The following is an 18,021-nucleotide window of genomic DNA, read 5'->3' on the forward strand; positions in this document are numbered from 1 at the left end:
CAGCGCTCAGGCTCAGGCTCAGGCTCAGGCTCAGGCTCAGGCTCAGGCTCAGGCTCAGGCTCAGGCTCAGGCTCAGGCTCAGGCTCAGGCTCAGGCTCAGGCTCAGGCTCAGGCTCAGGCTCAGGCTCAGGAATAGGTTCCGCCAGGGCCAGAGTTTCTGTCAACACCGGAATATCTTCCACTGGAACCACATTTTCTGGAGCTTCTGGGCCAATGGTAATGCTTCTGCGAACGCGATCAGGCTCTGGAAGCGTTTCACTATCCAGAGCTACCGTTTCATCATACTGCTGGGACACGAACCACCAGGAAGCTCCCAGAATCAATAGGGCCAACGCAGGCAAGCGGAACTGTTTGAAATCGATACGCCTGGTCTTTCTTTGCCTGGAGGCATCAGACACGATATCCAGCCAAATACCTGGCGTAACCCTTTTCAACCGAGAGAAACTCCCCTGGCTGAGATCGTGTATCCGCGCAAGGCGAGCAGGACTCAAAAGTTCACTCACCTTACCTCCCGCGTTATGGACGCGGGGCTCAAGATAGGAGAACACTTCTTCCCGGGTTAGTGGTCGCAAATGGACCTGATGCACAGAGGTGGACGAGTCATCGAGGCCAAGGAGTGTAACCAGGCGGTCTTCCCCAACGAAAACCGGGACTGCCGCCTTGGCTCGATCTGCTGCCAAAAACCCGTCGAGGATCAGCCTGAGAAGCTCTGGAGGAGCCCGGTCAGCATCATCAATAAGCAGCACCATACGCTGCCCTTTACCGACTCTGGTTTCAGACCATCGAAAAAAACGATACACGGCCTCTCGCGAGTTATCATCGGCTCCAACACCAGAACGGGCAACCTGCCGGAGATCTTTTGCAAGCGCATTAGCACTGACCATGGCTGTAGAAGAAATGCGATGAAAACCCAATCGTGACGATTCACTGCGAACCAACTCTGCCAGCAACCGGCTTTTTCCAGACCCGGGGCCGCCGGTGAGTAAGAGAGCCATGTCGCCAAACCCACATAGATGGCGCAATGCCTCCAAGGCATGGTGACGCATACCATCCGGAAAGAACGGCGTGTCCATCTCCAGCGGATTACCTCTCAGGCCATACCGCTGCTGCAAACGGGGGAACAAGCCTCCTCCATCCAGGCTGTTGAAGCTGTCGTCAGTCACAAAAGACCCCTACCGTTCAATGTTACGCGCCCCGCTCAGTTATCCTGATAACAAAAGGCGTTTAGTGTTGCCTTAAGATTTTCTGGAGAGGCTTCGGATGTGACTTCCGCCTCTCCGACAGCCTTAAGCAACACCAACCTCAACTTGCCATCAACATTCTTTTTGTCGACCGCCATAAGGCTCATAAAGTCCGCAGGGGTCATTTGTTCGGGCGGCTGCGAAGGAAGCCCTGCTTTGAGAACGATGCGCACAACCCGGTCATAATCAGCCCGGTTTATCGATCCCTCACGTAAAGACAAGTCGGCAGCCATTATCATGCCAGTGCCTACAGCCTCTCCATGAAGCCAGTTGCCATAGCCGGCGAAGGTCTCAATCGCATGCCCAAATGTGTGACCAAGATTCAGCGTAGCTCGAATTCCACTTTCCCGTTCATCCTGACCGACCACATCTGCCTTGCACGCGCATGAGCGAAATATAGCTTCTCCCAGAGCCTCGCTGTCAAAAGCGACCAGCTGGCCCATTGCCTGCTCCAGCCAATCAAGAAAAGCAGTATCGCGAATAAGTCCATATTTAATGACCTCTGCAAGGCCAGCAGACACCTCCCTCGGCGGTAAGGTTTGCAGTGAATCTGTATCAATCAGCACCACTTCCGGCTGATGAAATGCACCAACCATGTTCTTCCCGAGCGGATGGTTAATTCCGGTTTTTCCACCCACAGATGAATCCACCTGGGACAGCAGCGTAGTGGGAATTTGTATGAATGGAACACCTCTCTGATAGCAGGCAGCTGCGAATCCTGTCATATCACCGATTACACCACCACCGAGTGCCACCAACGTAGTTCTACGGGTGTGCTGATTTTCCAGAAGGGCATCAAATATCAAATTCAGCGTTTGCCAGTCTTTATGCTTTTCACCATCAGGGAGTACCAAAGCATCTATTGTCTTTCCGGGAAAACTGGCTTTGGCTTTCTCCAGATACATGGGGGCAACCACATCGTTGGTTACGATCATTACCTGGGATCCGCCAACGTAGCCTGAAAGATCAAACTCACCCAGCATGCCTTTACCGATTATTATCGGATAACTACGCTCACCCAACTCAACCTGAAGTTCGTGAAGCAGCTTATACATGATTGCGACCCTCCTTTCGCACCTGCCTTTGTTGTCGCGGTGTTTTTGGGTTTATGCGATTAACAAGCTGCCGCACTACAAGACGGGGACTCTTACGGTCCGTGTGCATAATAATGTCTGCCAGCTCGGTATATAAGGGGTCCCGAACCGCAAACAAAGTCCGCAAAACACCTTCGGGATCATCATTCTGCAGCAAAGGCCGATTCCGGTCTTTGCGTGTGCGCTCTACCTGCTGCTCTATGGATGTTCTCAGGTAGACAACCACTGAATGTTTTTTCAGGAGAGCGTGATTTTCAGGGCGCATTACAGCCCCACCACCGGTGGCAAGTACCGTCTCAGGCTCAGCCGCAAGCTCTTCCAGCATCGCCGTTTCACGCTGCCGAAAACCCTCTTCCCCTTCTACATCGAATATCCAGGGAATATTTGCTCCACAACGCTCTTCTATGATCCGGTCAGTATCAAGAAACCTGTACCCCATCTCCCGGGCAAGCATACGGCCAATCGTACTTTTACCTGCGCCCATGGGGCCAATCAGGACTATGCGTTTGGGCAAAGACATAACTTCCGCTCAATAATGTTCAGGCGCGTGAGAATATCACAGGGCTGAAGATTGCATAAGCTTCGCCTGGGATCTCAGGTTTTCAGACACAAAAAAGCCGCCGGTTTACCGCGGCGGCTTTGCTGCTGACCCCTGTTACTGAATCAGGTCGTTCTTGATGATCTTCGGCGTGATGAAGATCAAGAGTTCACTACGGAGTTCGGTTACTTCCGTCCGCTTGAAAAGACGGCCCAGGTAGGGAATATCACCCAGGAATGGTGTTTTTGTGACCGTGGTTGAGTTGGTGGACTCAAAAATCCCTCCAAGCACAATTGTTTCACCATTGCCCACAAGCACCTGCGTTGTAATGGAGTTGGTATTAATCGCCGGACCCGCGTCAGTATCTTCGCCTCGGGAATCCTGATTAACCTCAAGGTCCATTATGATCTTGTCGTCAGGGGTGATCTGAGGAGTGACCTCTAGCGACAGCACCGCCTCTTTGAATGAAGTGCTGGTTGCACCGCTGCTGGAAGCTTCCTGATATGGAATTTCCTGACCCGACTTGATGGAAGCCGTCTGACGATCTGCAGTTACCACGCGTGGCTGCGAGACCACCTCGGCCTGACCGTCACTTTCAAAAGCGGACAACTCCATATCAATCAAGAAGTCCGTACCAATGTAACCAAAGGCTAGCGACCCTGCCGGGGAACGAATAGTGCCCAGGTCTACGTTAAGGTCAGACGGGAAGCCAAGAGCGCCGCTGCCGGCAATCGAGCTCAAGCCACCCTGTGAGCCGCCGACTACAACATTATTGTTTCCACTGTTTGCATTACCCCGGCCTGCTGCACCCCAGCGCACACCAAGCTCTTGAGCAACGTTATTCTGAGCGCGAACAATGCGAGCTTCGATGGAAACCTGACGAACCGTTATGTCCCAAGTCGAAACAAGACGACGGATTTCATCCAGTTTCTCAGTCGTCTCCCGAACACTGATGGTATTGGTGCGCGCATCTGAGGAAACGAAGCCTCTGCTCGAGATCAGCTCTTTATCTGCTTGAATAAGTGCAACTATGTCACTCGCCTTCGCGTAGTTAACCTGGATAATGTCCAAACGAACCGGCGCAAGCTCAGCAATCTGCTTGGTAGTTGCCAGCTCAAGCTTCTCACGGGCCGCAATCTCTTCAGCAGGTGCGACTAACAATACGTTGCCAATCTGACGCTTATCCAGCCCTTTGGTCTTCAGGATAAGATCCAGAGCCTGATCCCAGGGAACATTCTGCAGTCGCAGAGTAATGCTGCCACCTACCGTGTCACTGGCAACAAGATTCAAGCCGGTGAAGTCAGCAATCAACTGCAGCACTGAGCGCACTTCGATATCCTGGAAGTTCAGCGACAGCTTTTCTCCAGAGTAAGGGAATTTTTCCTCACGGCGGGTCTCAGCTTCTTCTTCGCTCAGCTTTTCAACACTCACCGTAAACTGACTACCAGACTGATAGGCAATGTAATCATAATTGCCTTCAGGGCGTATCTCGACCACCGCGTTGCCATCTTCGATGAACGTATCAACGCGGCTGACAGGTGTTGCGAAGTCGGTTACATCCAAGCGTCGGCGTAGATCGGCTGGCACGGCAATCCCATTCATCGTGAGACGGATTTTCCCGCCCAACTCAGACAGATCAACCGGCGTGCCTGGACTTCCAAGATCAACAATGACACGACCCTCGCCATTCTTTCCACGACGGAAATCTATGCCGGCCAATGTACCAGGTGTAGAAGCGGACTGTGACGCAGCTGCTGTTCCGGAAGTGTTAGTGGCAACAGAGCCAGCACCTGACTCACCACCGATTGTCATCACCAGCGAGTTGTTATTCCGAACTGTCTCGTAAGGCGCAAGCTCAACCAGATTGAAGATCAAGCGCGTACGATCCTTTGTCTCAACAACGGTCATGCTCTGGGCATTACCCGAACCGAGAGGAATGCTGCGGGTGTTAAGCCCACTGGTAGTGTCACGCAAATCCATCGCGATTCTTGCTGGTCGTTCAATGGTGTAACCCGATGGTTCGGGCGGTTGACCATCAAACTTAAGTGTCACTTCCAGGCGCTCTCCCGGTAGCGACGAAAACGACACGTCTTCCAGCGTGACCGCACTGGCCAGGCCGGATAACAACCCAAAAGCAATTAAGCTGACGTATACATTGAGTTTTCTGAACATCGCTAGCCTCGACCCCGAACTTTTTTGTGCATGCATTTTTCTTTCAGTTTTCATAAAGTCGCTCCTTAGCCAGCGTCTTCGTCCAGGGTCAGAGAGCGAGGACGCTCTACCCAGCCACCCCGGCCATTGGGAACGATTTCGATAAGCTCTATACGGGTTTCACTAACGCCAATAACCCGGCCATAGTTCTGCCCCATGAAATTCCCGGTACGAACCCGGTGAATACCCCCCGCATTGTCCCGAATCAGAGCAAACAGGTTTCCGGACACTCCCTGGAGCGTCCCCACCATGCCAAGATCCTTGAGATCAAAATTCTCCAGCACTTCTTTGGGGCGATCCAGATTGGGCTCAACATCACTTATGGGCTTTTCGTCAACCATAGTCAGCTGAACATCCAGTGGGGGCTCAAACGGAGCCCGCCTGTCTGCTGCAGAGTAACTGAACGCCTCGTATGCGCTAAACTCAGGCAATGGTTCGACATGCCCCCGAGGTTTGGCTCGGGTGTCTGCCATAAACTTGTCCAGATCGGAAAAACCGCTGCCCTGGGAGCAAGCTGTCAAGAGTGATACCAGACAAACACCCAGCCAGGCTTTTCCCGCATGCTTTGCTGCCATGCTCATTCTCCAGCCCGGTAGCGGTAGGTGCGCGCAACAACTTGCATATCAAGTCGCTCACCGTCTCCGCCAGTTGGTTTAATGGTTAAATCATGCAATGTTACGATCCTTGGAAGGCTTGCAACGCTGCTTACAAAGGATGCCAACTCATGGTAAGAGCCGGAAACACGGATATTGATCGGTAGTTCTGAATAGAAGTCGCGTCTCTGCTCAGGCTGTAGCTTCACTTCCTGCAACGCGAGTCCGCTACCCAGAGCAGTGTTAGTGATATCTTCCAGAAGCCCCGGCACTTCTGTCTCGCTCGGCAACTGCCGAACCAGAGCGCCAAAGGTCTCTTCCATTTCAATCATCTGCGCTTTGAACACCTCCAGGTTAGCTACCTGGTAAGCTTTCTCTTCGTACTTTTTGCGCAAATCCTGTTCGATTTTTTCAACCCTGTCGATCTGAACATACTGGTCTTTTATGAAAAACCAGTAGCCTCCGCCCATGATCAGACCGAAAACGATCAAAACAACAATGGCCTTGATAGGTGCAGGCCAGATACCCGCATTGTTTATATCAAGATCATTGATATCAAATTCATTCAGGCTTTTAAGTGAATCCGCAAGGCTCATTACTTACTCCCTCCTTCCGGCTCAGGTGTTTTCTGCTGCACTGTCATGGTGAACTGGCTGTAACCTGCACGCTTTCCATCCGCCGACGACACATTGGACAGATTCGGGTTTGTGAACCACTCGGACTCATCAAACTGACGCATCAGCGTTGAAACACGGCTATTTGATTCCGCCATACCCACAATGCTCACCTGATCACCTGTCTTTTTGAGGTCTGTATAAAACAGACCATCAGGTAAGGTGCGGACCAACTCATCAAAGGCACGAACAATGACGGGCCGCTTGCCCTGCAAGTCCTGAATGACCTTCATGCGCGCAAGCAACTCGTTACGCTTGCGCTTCAAGCTGTCAATTTCCTTGATCTGCACATCGAGCTTTTTGGTGGCCGACTCGATGTACGCGTTACGTGAATGTTGGTATGCGATACTGCTATCGAGGTCAGAACTCCACAAAAACGTAAGCCCTGCTCCGATAATAGCGGCACCCACAACCATCACAACAAACTGTTTCTGCTTCTCTGCCCGGAGCTCTTCGCGCCAAGGCCTGAGGTTAATTCTTGCCATTAGTCGAAGCTCCTCATCGCCAAGCCACAAGCAATCATCAGCGAGGGAGCATCGTTACTCAAAGCAGATGCGTTAACCCGCGAACCGACCGCCATCTCTGCAAAGGGGTTCGCAACAAGTGTTGGTGTGCCAGTCTTTTCTTCCACCATTTCTGTCAGCCCCTGAATCGAAGCAGTACCACCTGCAAGCACCACGTAGTCCACCGCATTGTACTGGCTAGCCCCGAAAAAGAACTGCAGCGCACGGGCAACCTGCTGAACCACGGCCTCCCTAAACGGCGTAAGCACTTCGGATTCGTAATCATCAGGCAGCCCGCCCTGCTTTTTGGCAAGCCCGGCTTCTTCTACAGACAAACCGTAGCGACGCTGGATTTCTTCCGTAAGCTGTTTGCCACCAAAGATCTGCTCTCGCGTATACACGGTTTTACCTTCAGCCAGTACACTCAAGGTTGTCATGGTCGCCCCAACATCAACAATGGCCACCACAAGCTCCTCACCCTGGGAATCGAGCTGAGCTTCAATCAAACCGTATGCACGCTCCAGCGCATAGGCTTCAACGTCCACAATCTTCGTGTTAAGCGAAGCAATCTCGAGTGCGTCCTGGCGGATATCCACGTTCTCCTTACGGCAAGCCGCCAGGAGCACATCCACCTGATCCGGGTTCGTTTCCGAGGGACCCTGCACCTCGAAATCAATAGCAACCTCGTCTAACGGATATGGGATGTACTGATCAGCCTCGAGGGCGATCTGATCTTCCATCTCAAATTCGTTAAGGCCGCCATCCATCTGAATGAGCTTTGTAATGACCGCCGAGCCGGACACCGCCACAGCAACCTGTTTGACGCTGGAACGCGACTTTGAGGCTACCCGCTTGAGAACCTCACCCACCGCTTCTACGTCCGTGATATTTTTTTCCACGACAGCATTCGCCGGCAACGGCTCAACAGCGTAGCTTTCGACCTTATAACGGTCGCCCTGCTTGGACAGCTCTATGAGCTTGACGGAACTGGAGCTCACATCAACGCCCAACACTGCACTGGATTTCTTTCCGAACAATCCGAACACGCGCTCACCCTATACCTGGTTAGTTGCACCCGGTTACATGTGTTATGTGTTTTTTATTTAAGAGAATTTCTTCATTGTTCCGTTTACAATGCCCACTCTCGTTCAGCTGGGAACATTTGCAACGGTGAAGCGACTCATCCTTCCTAAAGCAATTTCTCAAATGATAGACCTATATCCAACAGTTGTCAGAAAAAAATGTCTCATTTGTTGCGCACTTCTCGCCTTTTTGCCTGGTTATTTCTCACCGGACTGAGTGTCGCCGTTATCGTTGGCTCAGGCTTTTATCTTTACTTGCGCCCTGGCCTTCCACCTGTTGAGCAGCTTCTGGACATAAAACTCCAGACGCCGCTGCGGGTATATAGCAAAGACAACAGATTAATAGCAGAATTCGGTGAAAAGAGAAGGGCCCCGATCACAATCGAACAGATCCCTACAATTCAGTTACAAGCCTTTTTGGCAGCTGAGGACTCACGCTTTTACGAGCACTTCGGGGTCGACATCAAAGGATTGGTGCGGGCTGCGATCGAACTGATCTCTACCGGCTCGATCCAATCTGGCGGCAGCACCATCACCATGCAGGTTGCAAAAAATTACTTTTTGTCACGCGACCGGACCTTTATTCGCAAGTTCAACGAGATACTCCTGGCTGTTCAAATAGAACGTGAACTCGAAAAAGACGAAATTCTTGAGCTCTACCTGAACAAGATCTATCTGGGCAACCGGGCTTACGGCATAGCGGCTGCGGCTCGCGTTTATTACAACAAGCCCGTCAACGAACTGTCACTTGCTCAAATGGCCATGTTGGCAGGACTACCCAAAGCCCCCTCTGCATACAACCCTCTCGCCAACCCCCAGCGCGCCATGCAGCGCAGAGACTGGATTCTTGGCCGAATGAAAGAGCTTGCGTATATCAGCCCGACCGCCTACGACCTCGCTATTCAGGCGCCACTCACAGCAACTTACAACGCCACAGAAACCGAAGTGGACGCCGACTATGTTGCTGAGATGGCGCGAGCAGAGATGGTCCGACGCTTTGGAGAGGAAGCCTATACCGATGGCTACTCCGTTACACTGACGGTAGACAGCAAAGAACAGCAAACAGCAACAGACGCCTTGCGAAGCGGCCTTGAAGCCTACGATCGCCGACACGGGTTCCGGGGCGCCATAGGCAAACTGGATGCCGACACCCTTGCAGGAGGAGATCTTGCTCGCGCGATGCTGAACTACCCCAGAGTAGAGTCTTTGATGCCTGCTGCTATTACCGAAATCAATGACGATAAAGGGGAAGCGCGCGCCTATGTGTGGAGGTTTGGACCAGCAATCATACCCTTCGAAACAATGCAGTGGGCCCGCCGCTACAGAACTGAAAACCTGACCGGGCCCAAACCCGAAAAAGCTTCAGATGTTGTGAGCGTAGGCGACGTTGTTTATGTCCGGGTAGACGAACTCCCCAAAGTACCAGACACTCCGGATGACGCAGAGCAAACAGTCGACCAGGACCCGGGATCTGTCCAACCCATCCGCGCGTCACTCATGCAAGTTCCAAAAGCCGAAGGTGCGCTAATCTCTATTGAGGCTAAAACCGGCGCCATACAAGCACTTGCGGGCGGCTACAGTTTCGGGCAAAGCAAGTACAACCGTGCCATACAAGCCAAGCGTCAACCAGGCTCTACATTCAAACCGTTCCTGTACCTCAGCGCCCTGGAGAGCGGCAAAACGCCGGCCACTATTTATAACGATGCCCCAATTGTTTTTGATGACTCGGAACTCGAAACTGCCTGGCGCCCACAGAATTCCTCAGGACAATTCTATGGCCCCACCCCTCTGCGTGAAGCCCTTTACCGCTCACGAAATCTTGTTTCTATCCGGCTCTTGAGAGATCTGGGCATTCCCCAAATGCTGGACTACCTTGATCAGCTCAAGGTTCCCACCGAGAATATGCCCAAAGACCTGTCCCTCTCACTGGGCAGCGGACAACTCTCGCCGATGGAGTTAGCCAGAGGCCTGGCAGTTATCGCCAACGGTGGTTACGACGTAGAACCGTTCCTGATTCAGAGCATCACAGATGTAGACGGCAAGGACATATACTTGGCCCCGGAGGTTATTCTGTGTGAACGTAACTGCGGCACCAACGATCTGGAGCCTGAAACCAGCACAGATGACACTCTCGAAAGAACACTGACCATGACAGAGGAATCCGCCCCCAAGACGCGTGTTATGCGTCGGCTAGCAGACGAGCGCTCTGTATACATATTGCACTCAATGCTCCGGGATGTGGTTAAGCGGGGAACTGGGCGCAGGGCGCTGGCCCTTGGCCGGGATGACATTGCCGGCAAGACCGGCACAACAAATGAGCCGAGGGACACCTGGTTTGCAGGGTTCAACCACAACCTTGCCACCACGGTGTGGGTCGGGTTCGACCAGCCAGCCCCACTAGGCCGCCGGGAATTCGGTGCGAGCACAGCCTTACCCATCTGGATAGACTACATGAAGGTAGCGCTTGACGGCGCCCCATCAGCCTTCATGCCGCGCCCTAACGGCATTGTAAACATTCGAATCAACCCGGAGACCGGTAGGCGTGCAAGACCTGGCGAGGAGGGTGCCTTCGAGATATTCAAGGAAGAAGATGCACCCGCACCTCTGACCGAAGAAGATGAGAGACCCGGCCGCACTCATGGCAATGGAGACGACCTTTCGCGCCAAATCTTCTAGGCAACCCGCAGCACAAAACAAATACCTACAAAAAAACCGGCGGGATCACCGCCGGTTTTTTTACAAACTCATAACGTCATCGATCAGATGATGTCATCCATGCTTTTCAGCGGATAGTGCGCCGGGTAGCCTTTACGGGCAACTCCGGAATCCACTGCAGCACGGGCCACAGCTGCAGGAACAACGTCCAGCAAACGAACATCCATGGGCTTGGGAATGATGTACTCTTTACCAAACTCAAAGCTGTCAGCACCGTAGGCTTCGCAAATCTCTTGCGGAACCGGCTCTTTAGCCAGCTCACGGATCGCATTCACTGCAGCCACTTTCATTTCTTCGTTGATGCAAGTTGCACGAACATCAAGTGCACCACGGAAGATGAATGGGAAGCCAAGCACGTTGTTAACCTGGTTTGGATAGTCTGAGCGACCAGTCGCCATGATGAGGTCATCACGAACAGAGTGCGCCACCGCAGGATCGATTTCAGGATCCGGGTTTGAGCAGGCAAACACAACCGGGTTGGGAGCCATTTTCTTGAGCTGGTCAGCGCTCAGCAGATCCGGGCCAGACAGACCCAGGAACACATCGGCTCCATCAATGGCTTCATCCAGCGTACGCTTGTCGGTGTCGTTGGCAAACATCGCCTTATACTGATTAAGGTCATCGCGACCAGAGTGGATCACACCCTTGCGGTCGAGCATGTAGATGTTATCAGAGCTGATACCGCAGCTGATCAACAGCTTCATGCACGCGATTGCAGCAGCACCGGCACCCAGGCAAACCACTTTCGCTTCTTCAATTTTCTTGCCCTGCAACTCAAGGGCGTTGATCATGCCGGCTGCAGTAACAATCGCTGTGCCATGCTGATCATCGTGGAAGATAGGCACGTTGCACTTTTCGATCAGCGCGCGTTCAATTTCGAAACACTCTGGCGCCTTGATATCTTCTAGGTTAATGCCACCAAAGGTGTCAGCAATACGCTCAACGGTTTCAATGAACGCCTGCGGGCTTTCAGAATTGACTTCGATGTCGAATACGTCAATCCCGGCAAAGCGCTTGAACAGTACACCTTTGCCTTCCATTACCGGCTTGCTCGCCAGCGGGCCCAGGTTACCCAGACCGAGGATCGCAGTACCATCGGAGATAACGGCGACAAGGTTACCCTTGGCCGTGTACTTGTATGCGTTCTCCGGGTCCTTCGCAATCTCGCGAACCGGCTCTGCAACGCCTGGGCTATATGCCAAAGCGAGGTCGCGAGCGGTCGCGGTCGGCTTGGAGATTTCTACACTAATCTTTCCAGGCCGCGGCTTGGCGTGATATTCAAGGGCTGCTTCTTTCAGATCTTGAGACATTGCCACTGTTCCGTTTGTCACGTTAAAAGGTAATAAGCCTCCAGACGGCAGGTGCCTGCCTGAAGGAGCGCGACATTATGGCGCGCTCGCCCCGAAACGACAAGGGCAAATCGAACAAACTATAACCAGTCAATACGGCGAATTGCGTATAATCAAATACTAAGCTGTTATTTTGCGCTTCCCATAAAAAAAGCGCCCTCAGGCGCTTTTTTCGAATCTATAACAAGATCAGTCTTCTTTCTTTCCGGCGATACGACCGCCAAAACGCTTCTGGAACTTGTCGATACGACCACCAGTATCCATAACCTTCTGCTTGCCAGTGTAGAATGGGTGACACTGGGAACAAACATCCAGCTGCAGGTCATGACCGACAGTAGAGCGAGTTTTGATCACGTTTCCGCAAGAACATGTTGCGGTGATGTCTTCGTACTTGGGGTGAATACCTTCTTTCATGGCGAACCTCTGTGGGTCATGCCGCTACCTGATCACGGGACACTCGTAAAAGCCCAAGTGCCAGGCACCGCATGTTTGAATCAATGGAGAAGACGGGGCACAATCATGCCCTGCCGCAAACAGACCGCGAATCTTACTTGCAATTATCCTGGCAGGCAAGCCTTGCAGGTGCGTGAACCCTGCCTTATACGCATAAATCATTAAAGGATTACCCGTTGCCATCAACAGCCCGTATTGCGCTGAATCGGCCACTAAGAAGGCTCTTTGATTACCTTGTGCCCGAGGGAATACCTTTGGAACCGGGCCAACGCGTAAAAATTCCTTTCGGGCGACAGCAGGCGATCGGCCTGGTTGTGGAAACAAACATTGAACCACCAGAGGGCATCACCCTGAAACCGGTGCTAAAAGCACTGGAAAACTGGCCCGCCCTGCCAAATGAAACTTTTCAATTACTTAGCTGGGCCAGCGACTACTACCAGCACCCGCTGGGGGAGTGTTTGTTCACTGCCCTCCCACCCGCACTGCGCCGGGGCCGGCCGGCCATACAAAAAGCTGAAGACAGGTGGCAAGCCTGCGGCAGCAGCGCTGCCCTGCCAGCAAAAGCCCACAAGCAGAAAACCCTGCTGGAATGGATTGCCCAACACGAGCAGGGCGTAAAAAACAACGAGATCACAAAAGCGGGCTTCACTCGCCCGCAACTGAAGGCTTTGCTTGAAAAAGAACTGGTTCGAGTTGCAGCCCCGGAGAGCGCAAGTCCCCAAAGCCAGCAATACAGTGAATCCATTGCAGCCCCAACGCTTTCTCCCGCACAGCTGGTCGCCGCCTCCCAACTGCCACCACCCGATGAAGGCTTCAGCGCCTCCCTTCTATATGGCATCACAGGCAGTGGCAAAACCGAGATTTACCTGCACTACCTTAAACAGAATCTCACCGCTGACGATCAGGCGCTGGTGCTGGTTCCGGAAATCAACCTGACCCCCCAAACCGTCGCCCGATTTAAACGCTATTTTGGCGAGCGTATTCTGGTATGGCACTCCGCCCTGAACGACAGCGAACGCCTGAACGCCTGGCTAAAAATCCGCAATGGCGAGCCAATCATACTCATTGGCACGCGATCGGCCGTGCTACTTCCGTTCACTGCACTGAAAACCTTGATTGTTGATGAGGAGCACGACAGCTCATACAAGCAAGGCGAAGGGTTTCGCTATTCCGGCAGGGATGTTGCTGTTTATCGTGCGCACCTGAACCGTTGCCCGGTAATTCTCGGCTCCGCCACACCATCGCTGGAGTCTTATCACAACGCCCTGGCGGGCAAGTACCGGCTGATAAAACTGGAAGAGCGCGCAGGTGAAGCACTGCCGCCCTCTATCAGCCTGCTGGACATCCGTAGCCGCCCCCTGGAGGGCGGGCTCTCTCGCCCTGTCCTGCAAGCGCTCCAGAAGACGCTGGAAAGCGGTAACCAGGCACTGGTGTTCGTAAACCGTCGCGGCTTTGCGCCTGTGATGATGTGTTTCGACTGCGGCCACATGGTCGAATGCCCACGCTGCGACACTCGCCTCACCTACCATCGCCGCGATCGCGCCATGCGTTGCCACCATTGCGATTACCAGACTGCGGCAACCGAAACCTGCCCTAAGTGCAAAAGTGAAGCCTTCAAGCCCGTAGGCCAGGGCACAGAGCAAACCGAAGATATTCTTGCTGCCAGCTTCCCCGACACCCCCATTGTGCGGGTGGATCGCGACAGCACGCAGCGCAAGGGCAGCATCCAGACGATACTCGAACAAGTGAACACCGGTGAACCCTGCATCCTCGTTGGGACCCAGATGCTGGCAAAGGGCCACGATTTCCCAAATGTGACGTTGGTTGTTGTTATCAATGCCGACGGCGGCCTTTTCAGCGTCGACTTCCGGGCCCCTGAGCAATTGATCCAGACATTACTCCAGGTAAGTGGCCGGGCAGGGCGTGGAACTAAAGTAGGCAAAGTAGTTGTACAAACCTGCCACAGCGACCACCCCCTGCTCAGAACACTTTGCAATGGGCACTATCTCGACATGGCAGACCAACTTCTTGGGGAGCGCGAAGCCGGCCAGTTTCCGCCTTTTCGCGCCATGGCTATATTCCGGGCCGAAGCGGACACCATGGAGCAAAGCCTACAGATCCTCGACAGCATAAAACCGCTCACAAACACACCAGGCATCGAAGTTTGGGGCCCCCTGCCCGCCCTGATCGCACGCCGGGCCGACCGACACCGGGCGCAACTGGTGCTAAATACGGATAACCGGCGACGCCTCAATAAGCTTTTGACGAGCGTTTGCCAGACGCTTGAACAAAAACGATTTCAAAAGGGCGCGAAATGGATGATTGATGTGGATCCGCAAGAAACGGGCTAATCATCATGCTTTTGCTTGCGGCCGGACTTTCCGCGATAATGGCCTTCTTCAATTATCACCGGGCGCCCTGCCCCAACCCAACTTTCCAGTAAACTGAGCCATCTCACAGCATGAAAGAGACCGTTTCCGACCTGCTCCAGTCCGCACTGGCGGCCCTTCAATCTGAAGGCACGCTGCCAGCCGACCAGACCTATACGCCGCAAGTGGGTAACACCAAGGATAAATCCCATGGTGACTATGCTTGCAACATCGCATTGGTTGCAGCCAAAACGGCCGGCTGTGCGCCTCGCAAACTGGCAGAAATGCTGATTGAGAAGTTGCCCCAAAGCAGCGCAGTCGCGAAGGTGGAAATTGCAGGCCCGGGGTTTATTAACTTTTTCATGAGCACGGCCAGTGCATTTGAGATAGTAAATACCATTCTGGATGAGGCTGGACAGTTTGGTCGCAACAACAGCGGTAAGGGTGAAAAAGTTCAGGTGGAATTTGTATCCGCCAACCCCACTGGCCCACTGCACGTAGGCCACGGCCGGGGCGCAGCCATTGGCGATTGCCTTTGCCGCCTCCTGGAAGCCAACGGCTATGACGTTACCCGCGAGTTTTACTACAACGATGCCGGCGCCCAAATCAACAACCTTGGCCTGTCCGTACAGGCGCGCGTCAAGGGGCTGACACCCGAAGACGAAAGCTGGCCGGAAGACGGCTATCGTGGCGACTACATTGCTGATGTCGCAAAAGCCTATCTGGCCGGCGATACGGTTACGGCAGATGACCGGGAGGTGACTGCCAGCGCCAACCCTGATGACCTGGCTGCCATTCAGGAGTTTGCAGTGGCCTATCTGCGCCGGGAGCAGGATCTCGACCTGAAAGCCTTTGGCGTCGAGTTTGATGTGTACTTCCTGGAATCGTCCCTGTACGACGATGGAAAAGTGGAAGCTACCGTTAAACGCTTACAGGAAAACGGCTACACCTATGAAGACGGCGGCGCCATGTGGCTCAAAACCACAGAGTTCGGTGACGACAAAGACCGGGTTATGCGCAAGAAAGACGGCGGCTACACCTACTTCCTGCCAGATGTCGCCTACCACCTGGACAAATGGCAGCGTGGCTTTACCACGGTCATCAACGAACAGGGGGCCGACCACCACTCTACGGTAACTCGCGTTCGTGCTGGCTTGCAGGCTTTGAACGCAGGCATTCCCAAGGGCTGGCCGGATTACGTTCTGCACCAGATGGTGATGGTTACCCGTTCCGGACAGGAAGTAAAAATTTCCAAGCGCGCAGGCAGCTACGTCACCATTCGCGATTTGATAGACGAAGTCGGCCGCGACGCCACCCGTTTTTTCCTTGCTGCGCGGCGCGTTGACTCCCAGTTGACCTTCGATATCGATCTGGCCCGCTCCCAGACCAATGAAAACCCGGTGTACTATATTCAGTATGCCCACGCACGCATATGCAGCGTGCTGAGGAAGTTGGCGGTCGAAGGCGTTGCGCGCGGGTTCAATGAGTGCGTGGGCGATCTGTCTTTACTGACTCTGGATGAGGAAAAAGAACTGGCAAACCAGCTGGCGAAATACCCGGAGCTGATTGCCAACTCTGCCTTGCAGCGCGAACCGCACACCCTCACGCACTATCTGAGGGAACTGGCCGGCCAGTTCCACACCTATTACAACGCCCACAAGGTACTGATAGAAGATACAGCACTGCGAGATTCCCGCATCAGCCTTTATTTGGCCGTGCGCCAGGTGATTGCCAATGGGCTGGACCTGCTGGGCGTCAGCGCACCGGAAGAGATGTAAGTAACAACAATGTCCCGAGACTATGCTCGTAAAAATCGCTCAGGTGCTTCAGCAGCCCCCAACAGGAAAAAGCCTGCCAAGCCTGCTAGCGCCCAGAAAAAACGCGCAAAGCCAGCTGCGCCTGCGCGCTCTCAGCGAGGAGGTTTATCCTTGAAGTGGATTTTTTCACTGGCAACGGTTGGTGGCTTTATCGGGTTTATTGTCTACCTCAATTCTGTGCCACCAAGCAGCGGGCCGCAGCAGCCGCCCACTGCCAAAGAGTCAGTACAAACTCCGGCAACGAAAACCGCCAAACCGGAGGAGAAAAAACCAGGTTTCCGGTTTTATGAGATGCTGCCGGAATCTGAGGTTATTCCGCCAAAGGTGGAGGAGTACACTCCGGGCCCAACCAAGCAGGACTTTGACTACCTGGTGCAGTCCGGTTCTTTCCGCAGCAAGGAAGATGCTGAGCGTCAGCGCGCACAGATTGCCTTTCAGGGGCTCAGAGCCGGCGTGCAGCGCATAGAACTCGATAGCGGCTCCGTTTGGTATAGAGTGAATGTCGGGCCCTTTAATACCCGCAGCCAGATGAGCTCAGCCATCGACAAGCTTGTTTCGATTAACATTCAGCCGCTTATTCGGAAGGTTCCCAAGCAAGGTTGAGGTTACCCGATAGCTACGGGAGTCTGCAGGGTGCGGCTTTTCAAAACCGTGCGGAGCCATGGATGGCGGAGCCGAGCGTACAGGGAGGTATTCACAGCGTGTTTTGAAAAGCCGCACCCTGCAGACTCCTACTCCAAACTACTTGAATTCTTCCATCCTGCCTCCATAACTGCCCAATACCAATTTTTAATCAGGCAATTGGAGCCCGAATGACTACCATACTTTCCGTCAGACGCGATGACGAAGTTGCCATGGGTGGCGACGGCCAGGTTTCTCTGGGAAATACCATGATGAAGGGTAACGCCCGCAAGGTACGCCGCCTCTATAACGGACAGGTTATCGCGGGTTTTGCAGGCGGCACTGCAGATGCGTTTACTCTGTTTGAGCGCTTTGAGGCGCAGCTTGAAAAGCATAACGGCAATCTCACAAGAGCCGCCGTTGAACTTGCCAAAGACTGGCGGTCAGACAGGGCCTTGCGCAAGCTGGAAGCGCTTTTGGCTGTAGCGGATAAAACAGCTTCCCTGATCATCACAGGTAATGGTGACGTGATAGAGCCAGAGCACGGGTTGATTGCTATTGGCTCGGGCGGCCCGTTCGCTCAAGCCTCTGCACGGGCTCTGCTTGAAAACACTCAGCTTTCTGCCCACGAGATTGTGGAGAAAGGCCTGGAGATAGCTGCAGATATCTGCATCTATACCAACCACAATCGCACCATTGAACTGCTCTCCAAAGATGCCGTTATCAAACCAGAACCCTCCAAAACGACTGATCCGGAGTAA

15 protein-coding genes are annotated in these 18,021 nt (G+C 53.5%); 5 read left to right on the forward strand and 10 right to left on the reverse strand.

Going from position 1 to position 18,021, the window contains the following annotated elements:
• The 8 genes from FE848_RS15890 to FE848_RS15925 form a co-directional block, all read right to left on the reverse strand.
• The coding region (locus tag FE848_RS15890; protein WP_200204842.1) for an AAA family ATPase at nt 1–1,163 on the reverse strand (1,163 nt) is incomplete at its 3' end.
• Between the two features lie 35 nt (nt 1,164–1,198).
• Nucleotides 1,199–2,296 carry a 3-dehydroquinate synthase gene (aroB, locus tag FE848_RS15895; RefSeq protein WP_200204843.1) on the reverse strand — a complete coding sequence of 366 codons (1,098 nt, stop codon included), beginning with the start codon at nt 2,294–2,296 and terminating at the stop codon, nt 1,199–1,201.
• A complete protein-coding gene (aroK, locus tag FE848_RS15900) occupies nt 2,289–2,855 on the reverse strand; it encodes a shikimate kinase AroK (protein WP_200204844.1) in 567 nt (188 codons plus the stop codon). Before aroK ends, aroB begins: the two co-directional genes overlap by 8 nt.
• A gap of 135 nt (nt 2,856–2,990) precedes the next feature.
• Nucleotides 2,991–5,045 (reverse strand): type IV pilus secretin PilQ, encoded by a 2,055-nt coding sequence (gene pilQ, locus FE848_RS15905; RefSeq protein ID WP_200204930.1) that lies wholly within the window; start codon nt 5,043–5,045, stop codon nt 2,991–2,993.
• A 65-nt stretch (nt 5,046–5,110) separates the two neighbouring features.
• The gene (locus tag FE848_RS15910) at nt 5,111–5,659 is read right to left on the reverse strand and encodes a pilus assembly protein PilP (protein WP_200204845.1); all 549 of its coding nucleotides are present in this window, start codon (nt 5,657–5,659) and stop codon (nt 5,111–5,113) included.
• A gap of 2 nt (nt 5,660–5,661) precedes the next feature.
• Entirely contained in the window at nt 5,662–6,273 is a 612-nt protein-coding gene (locus FE848_RS15915) for a type 4a pilus biogenesis protein PilO (RefSeq protein WP_200204846.1), read from the reverse strand.
• Nucleotides 6,273–6,836 carry a PilN domain-containing protein gene (locus FE848_RS15920; RefSeq protein ID WP_200204847.1) on the reverse strand — a complete coding sequence of 188 codons (564 nt, stop codon included), beginning with the start codon at nt 6,834–6,836 and terminating at the stop codon, nt 6,273–6,275. Before FE848_RS15920 ends, FE848_RS15915 begins: the two co-directional genes overlap by 1 nt.
• The gene (locus tag FE848_RS15925) at nt 6,836–7,900 is read right to left on the reverse strand and encodes a pilus assembly protein PilM (RefSeq protein WP_200204848.1); all 1,065 of its coding nucleotides are present in this window, start codon (nt 7,898–7,900) and stop codon (nt 6,836–6,838) included. Before FE848_RS15925 ends, FE848_RS15920 begins: the two co-directional genes overlap by 1 nt.
• A 195-nt stretch (nt 7,901–8,095) precedes the next feature.
• Here FE848_RS15925 and FE848_RS15930 point away from each other — a divergent pair, with 195 nt between their 5' ends.
• On the forward strand, nt 8,096–10,612 hold the full coding sequence (locus tag FE848_RS15930) for a penicillin-binding protein 1A (RefSeq protein ID WP_200204849.1): 2,517 nt from the start codon (nt 8,096–8,098) through the stop codon (nt 10,610–10,612).
• 83 nt (nt 10,613–10,695) lie between these two features.
• Here the strand turns inward: FE848_RS15930 and FE848_RS15935 are convergent, their stop codons facing one another.
• Nucleotides 10,696–11,961 carry a malic enzyme-like NAD(P)-binding protein gene (locus FE848_RS15935; RefSeq protein ID WP_200204850.1) on the reverse strand — a complete coding sequence of 422 codons (1,266 nt, stop codon included), beginning with the start codon at nt 11,959–11,961 and terminating at the stop codon, nt 10,696–10,698.
• Nucleotides 11,962–12,189: 228 nt separating this feature from the next.
• Entirely contained in the window at nt 12,190–12,414 is a 225-nt protein-coding gene (rpmE, locus tag FE848_RS15940) for a 50S ribosomal protein L31 (protein WP_200204851.1), read from the reverse strand.
• A 215-nt stretch (nt 12,415–12,629) separates the two neighbouring features.
• Between rpmE and FE848_RS15945 the strand changes: the two genes are divergently transcribed.
• The 4 genes from FE848_RS15945 (at nt 12,630) to hslV (ending at nt 18,021) form a co-directional block, all read left to right on the forward strand.
• Nucleotides 12,630–14,804, forward strand: coding sequence for a primosomal protein N' (locus FE848_RS15945; protein ID WP_200204852.1), 2,175 nt, complete (start codon nt 12,630–12,632; stop codon nt 14,802–14,804).
• Between the two features lie 110 nt (nt 14,805–14,914).
• On the forward strand, nt 14,915–16,600 hold the full coding sequence (gene argS, locus FE848_RS15950) for an arginine--tRNA ligase (RefSeq protein WP_200204853.1): 1,686 nt from the start codon (nt 14,915–14,917) through the stop codon (nt 16,598–16,600).
• Nucleotides 16,601–16,750: 150 nt separating this feature from the next.
• The gene (locus FE848_RS15955; protein WP_227715399.1) at nt 16,751–17,242 is read left to right on the forward strand and encodes an SPOR domain-containing protein; all 492 of its coding nucleotides are present in this window, start codon (nt 16,751–16,753) and stop codon (nt 17,240–17,242) included.
• A gap of 209 nt (nt 17,243–17,451) precedes the next feature.
• Entirely contained in the window at nt 17,452–18,021 is a 570-nt protein-coding gene (hslV, locus tag FE848_RS15960; RefSeq protein ID WP_200204855.1) for an ATP-dependent protease subunit HslV, read from the forward strand.

The organism is Marinobacter sp. 1-3A (assembly GCF_016597775.1).
Classification (GTDB): domain Bacteria; phylum Pseudomonadota; class Gammaproteobacteria; order Pseudomonadales; family Oleiphilaceae; genus Marinobacter; species Marinobacter xiaoshiensis.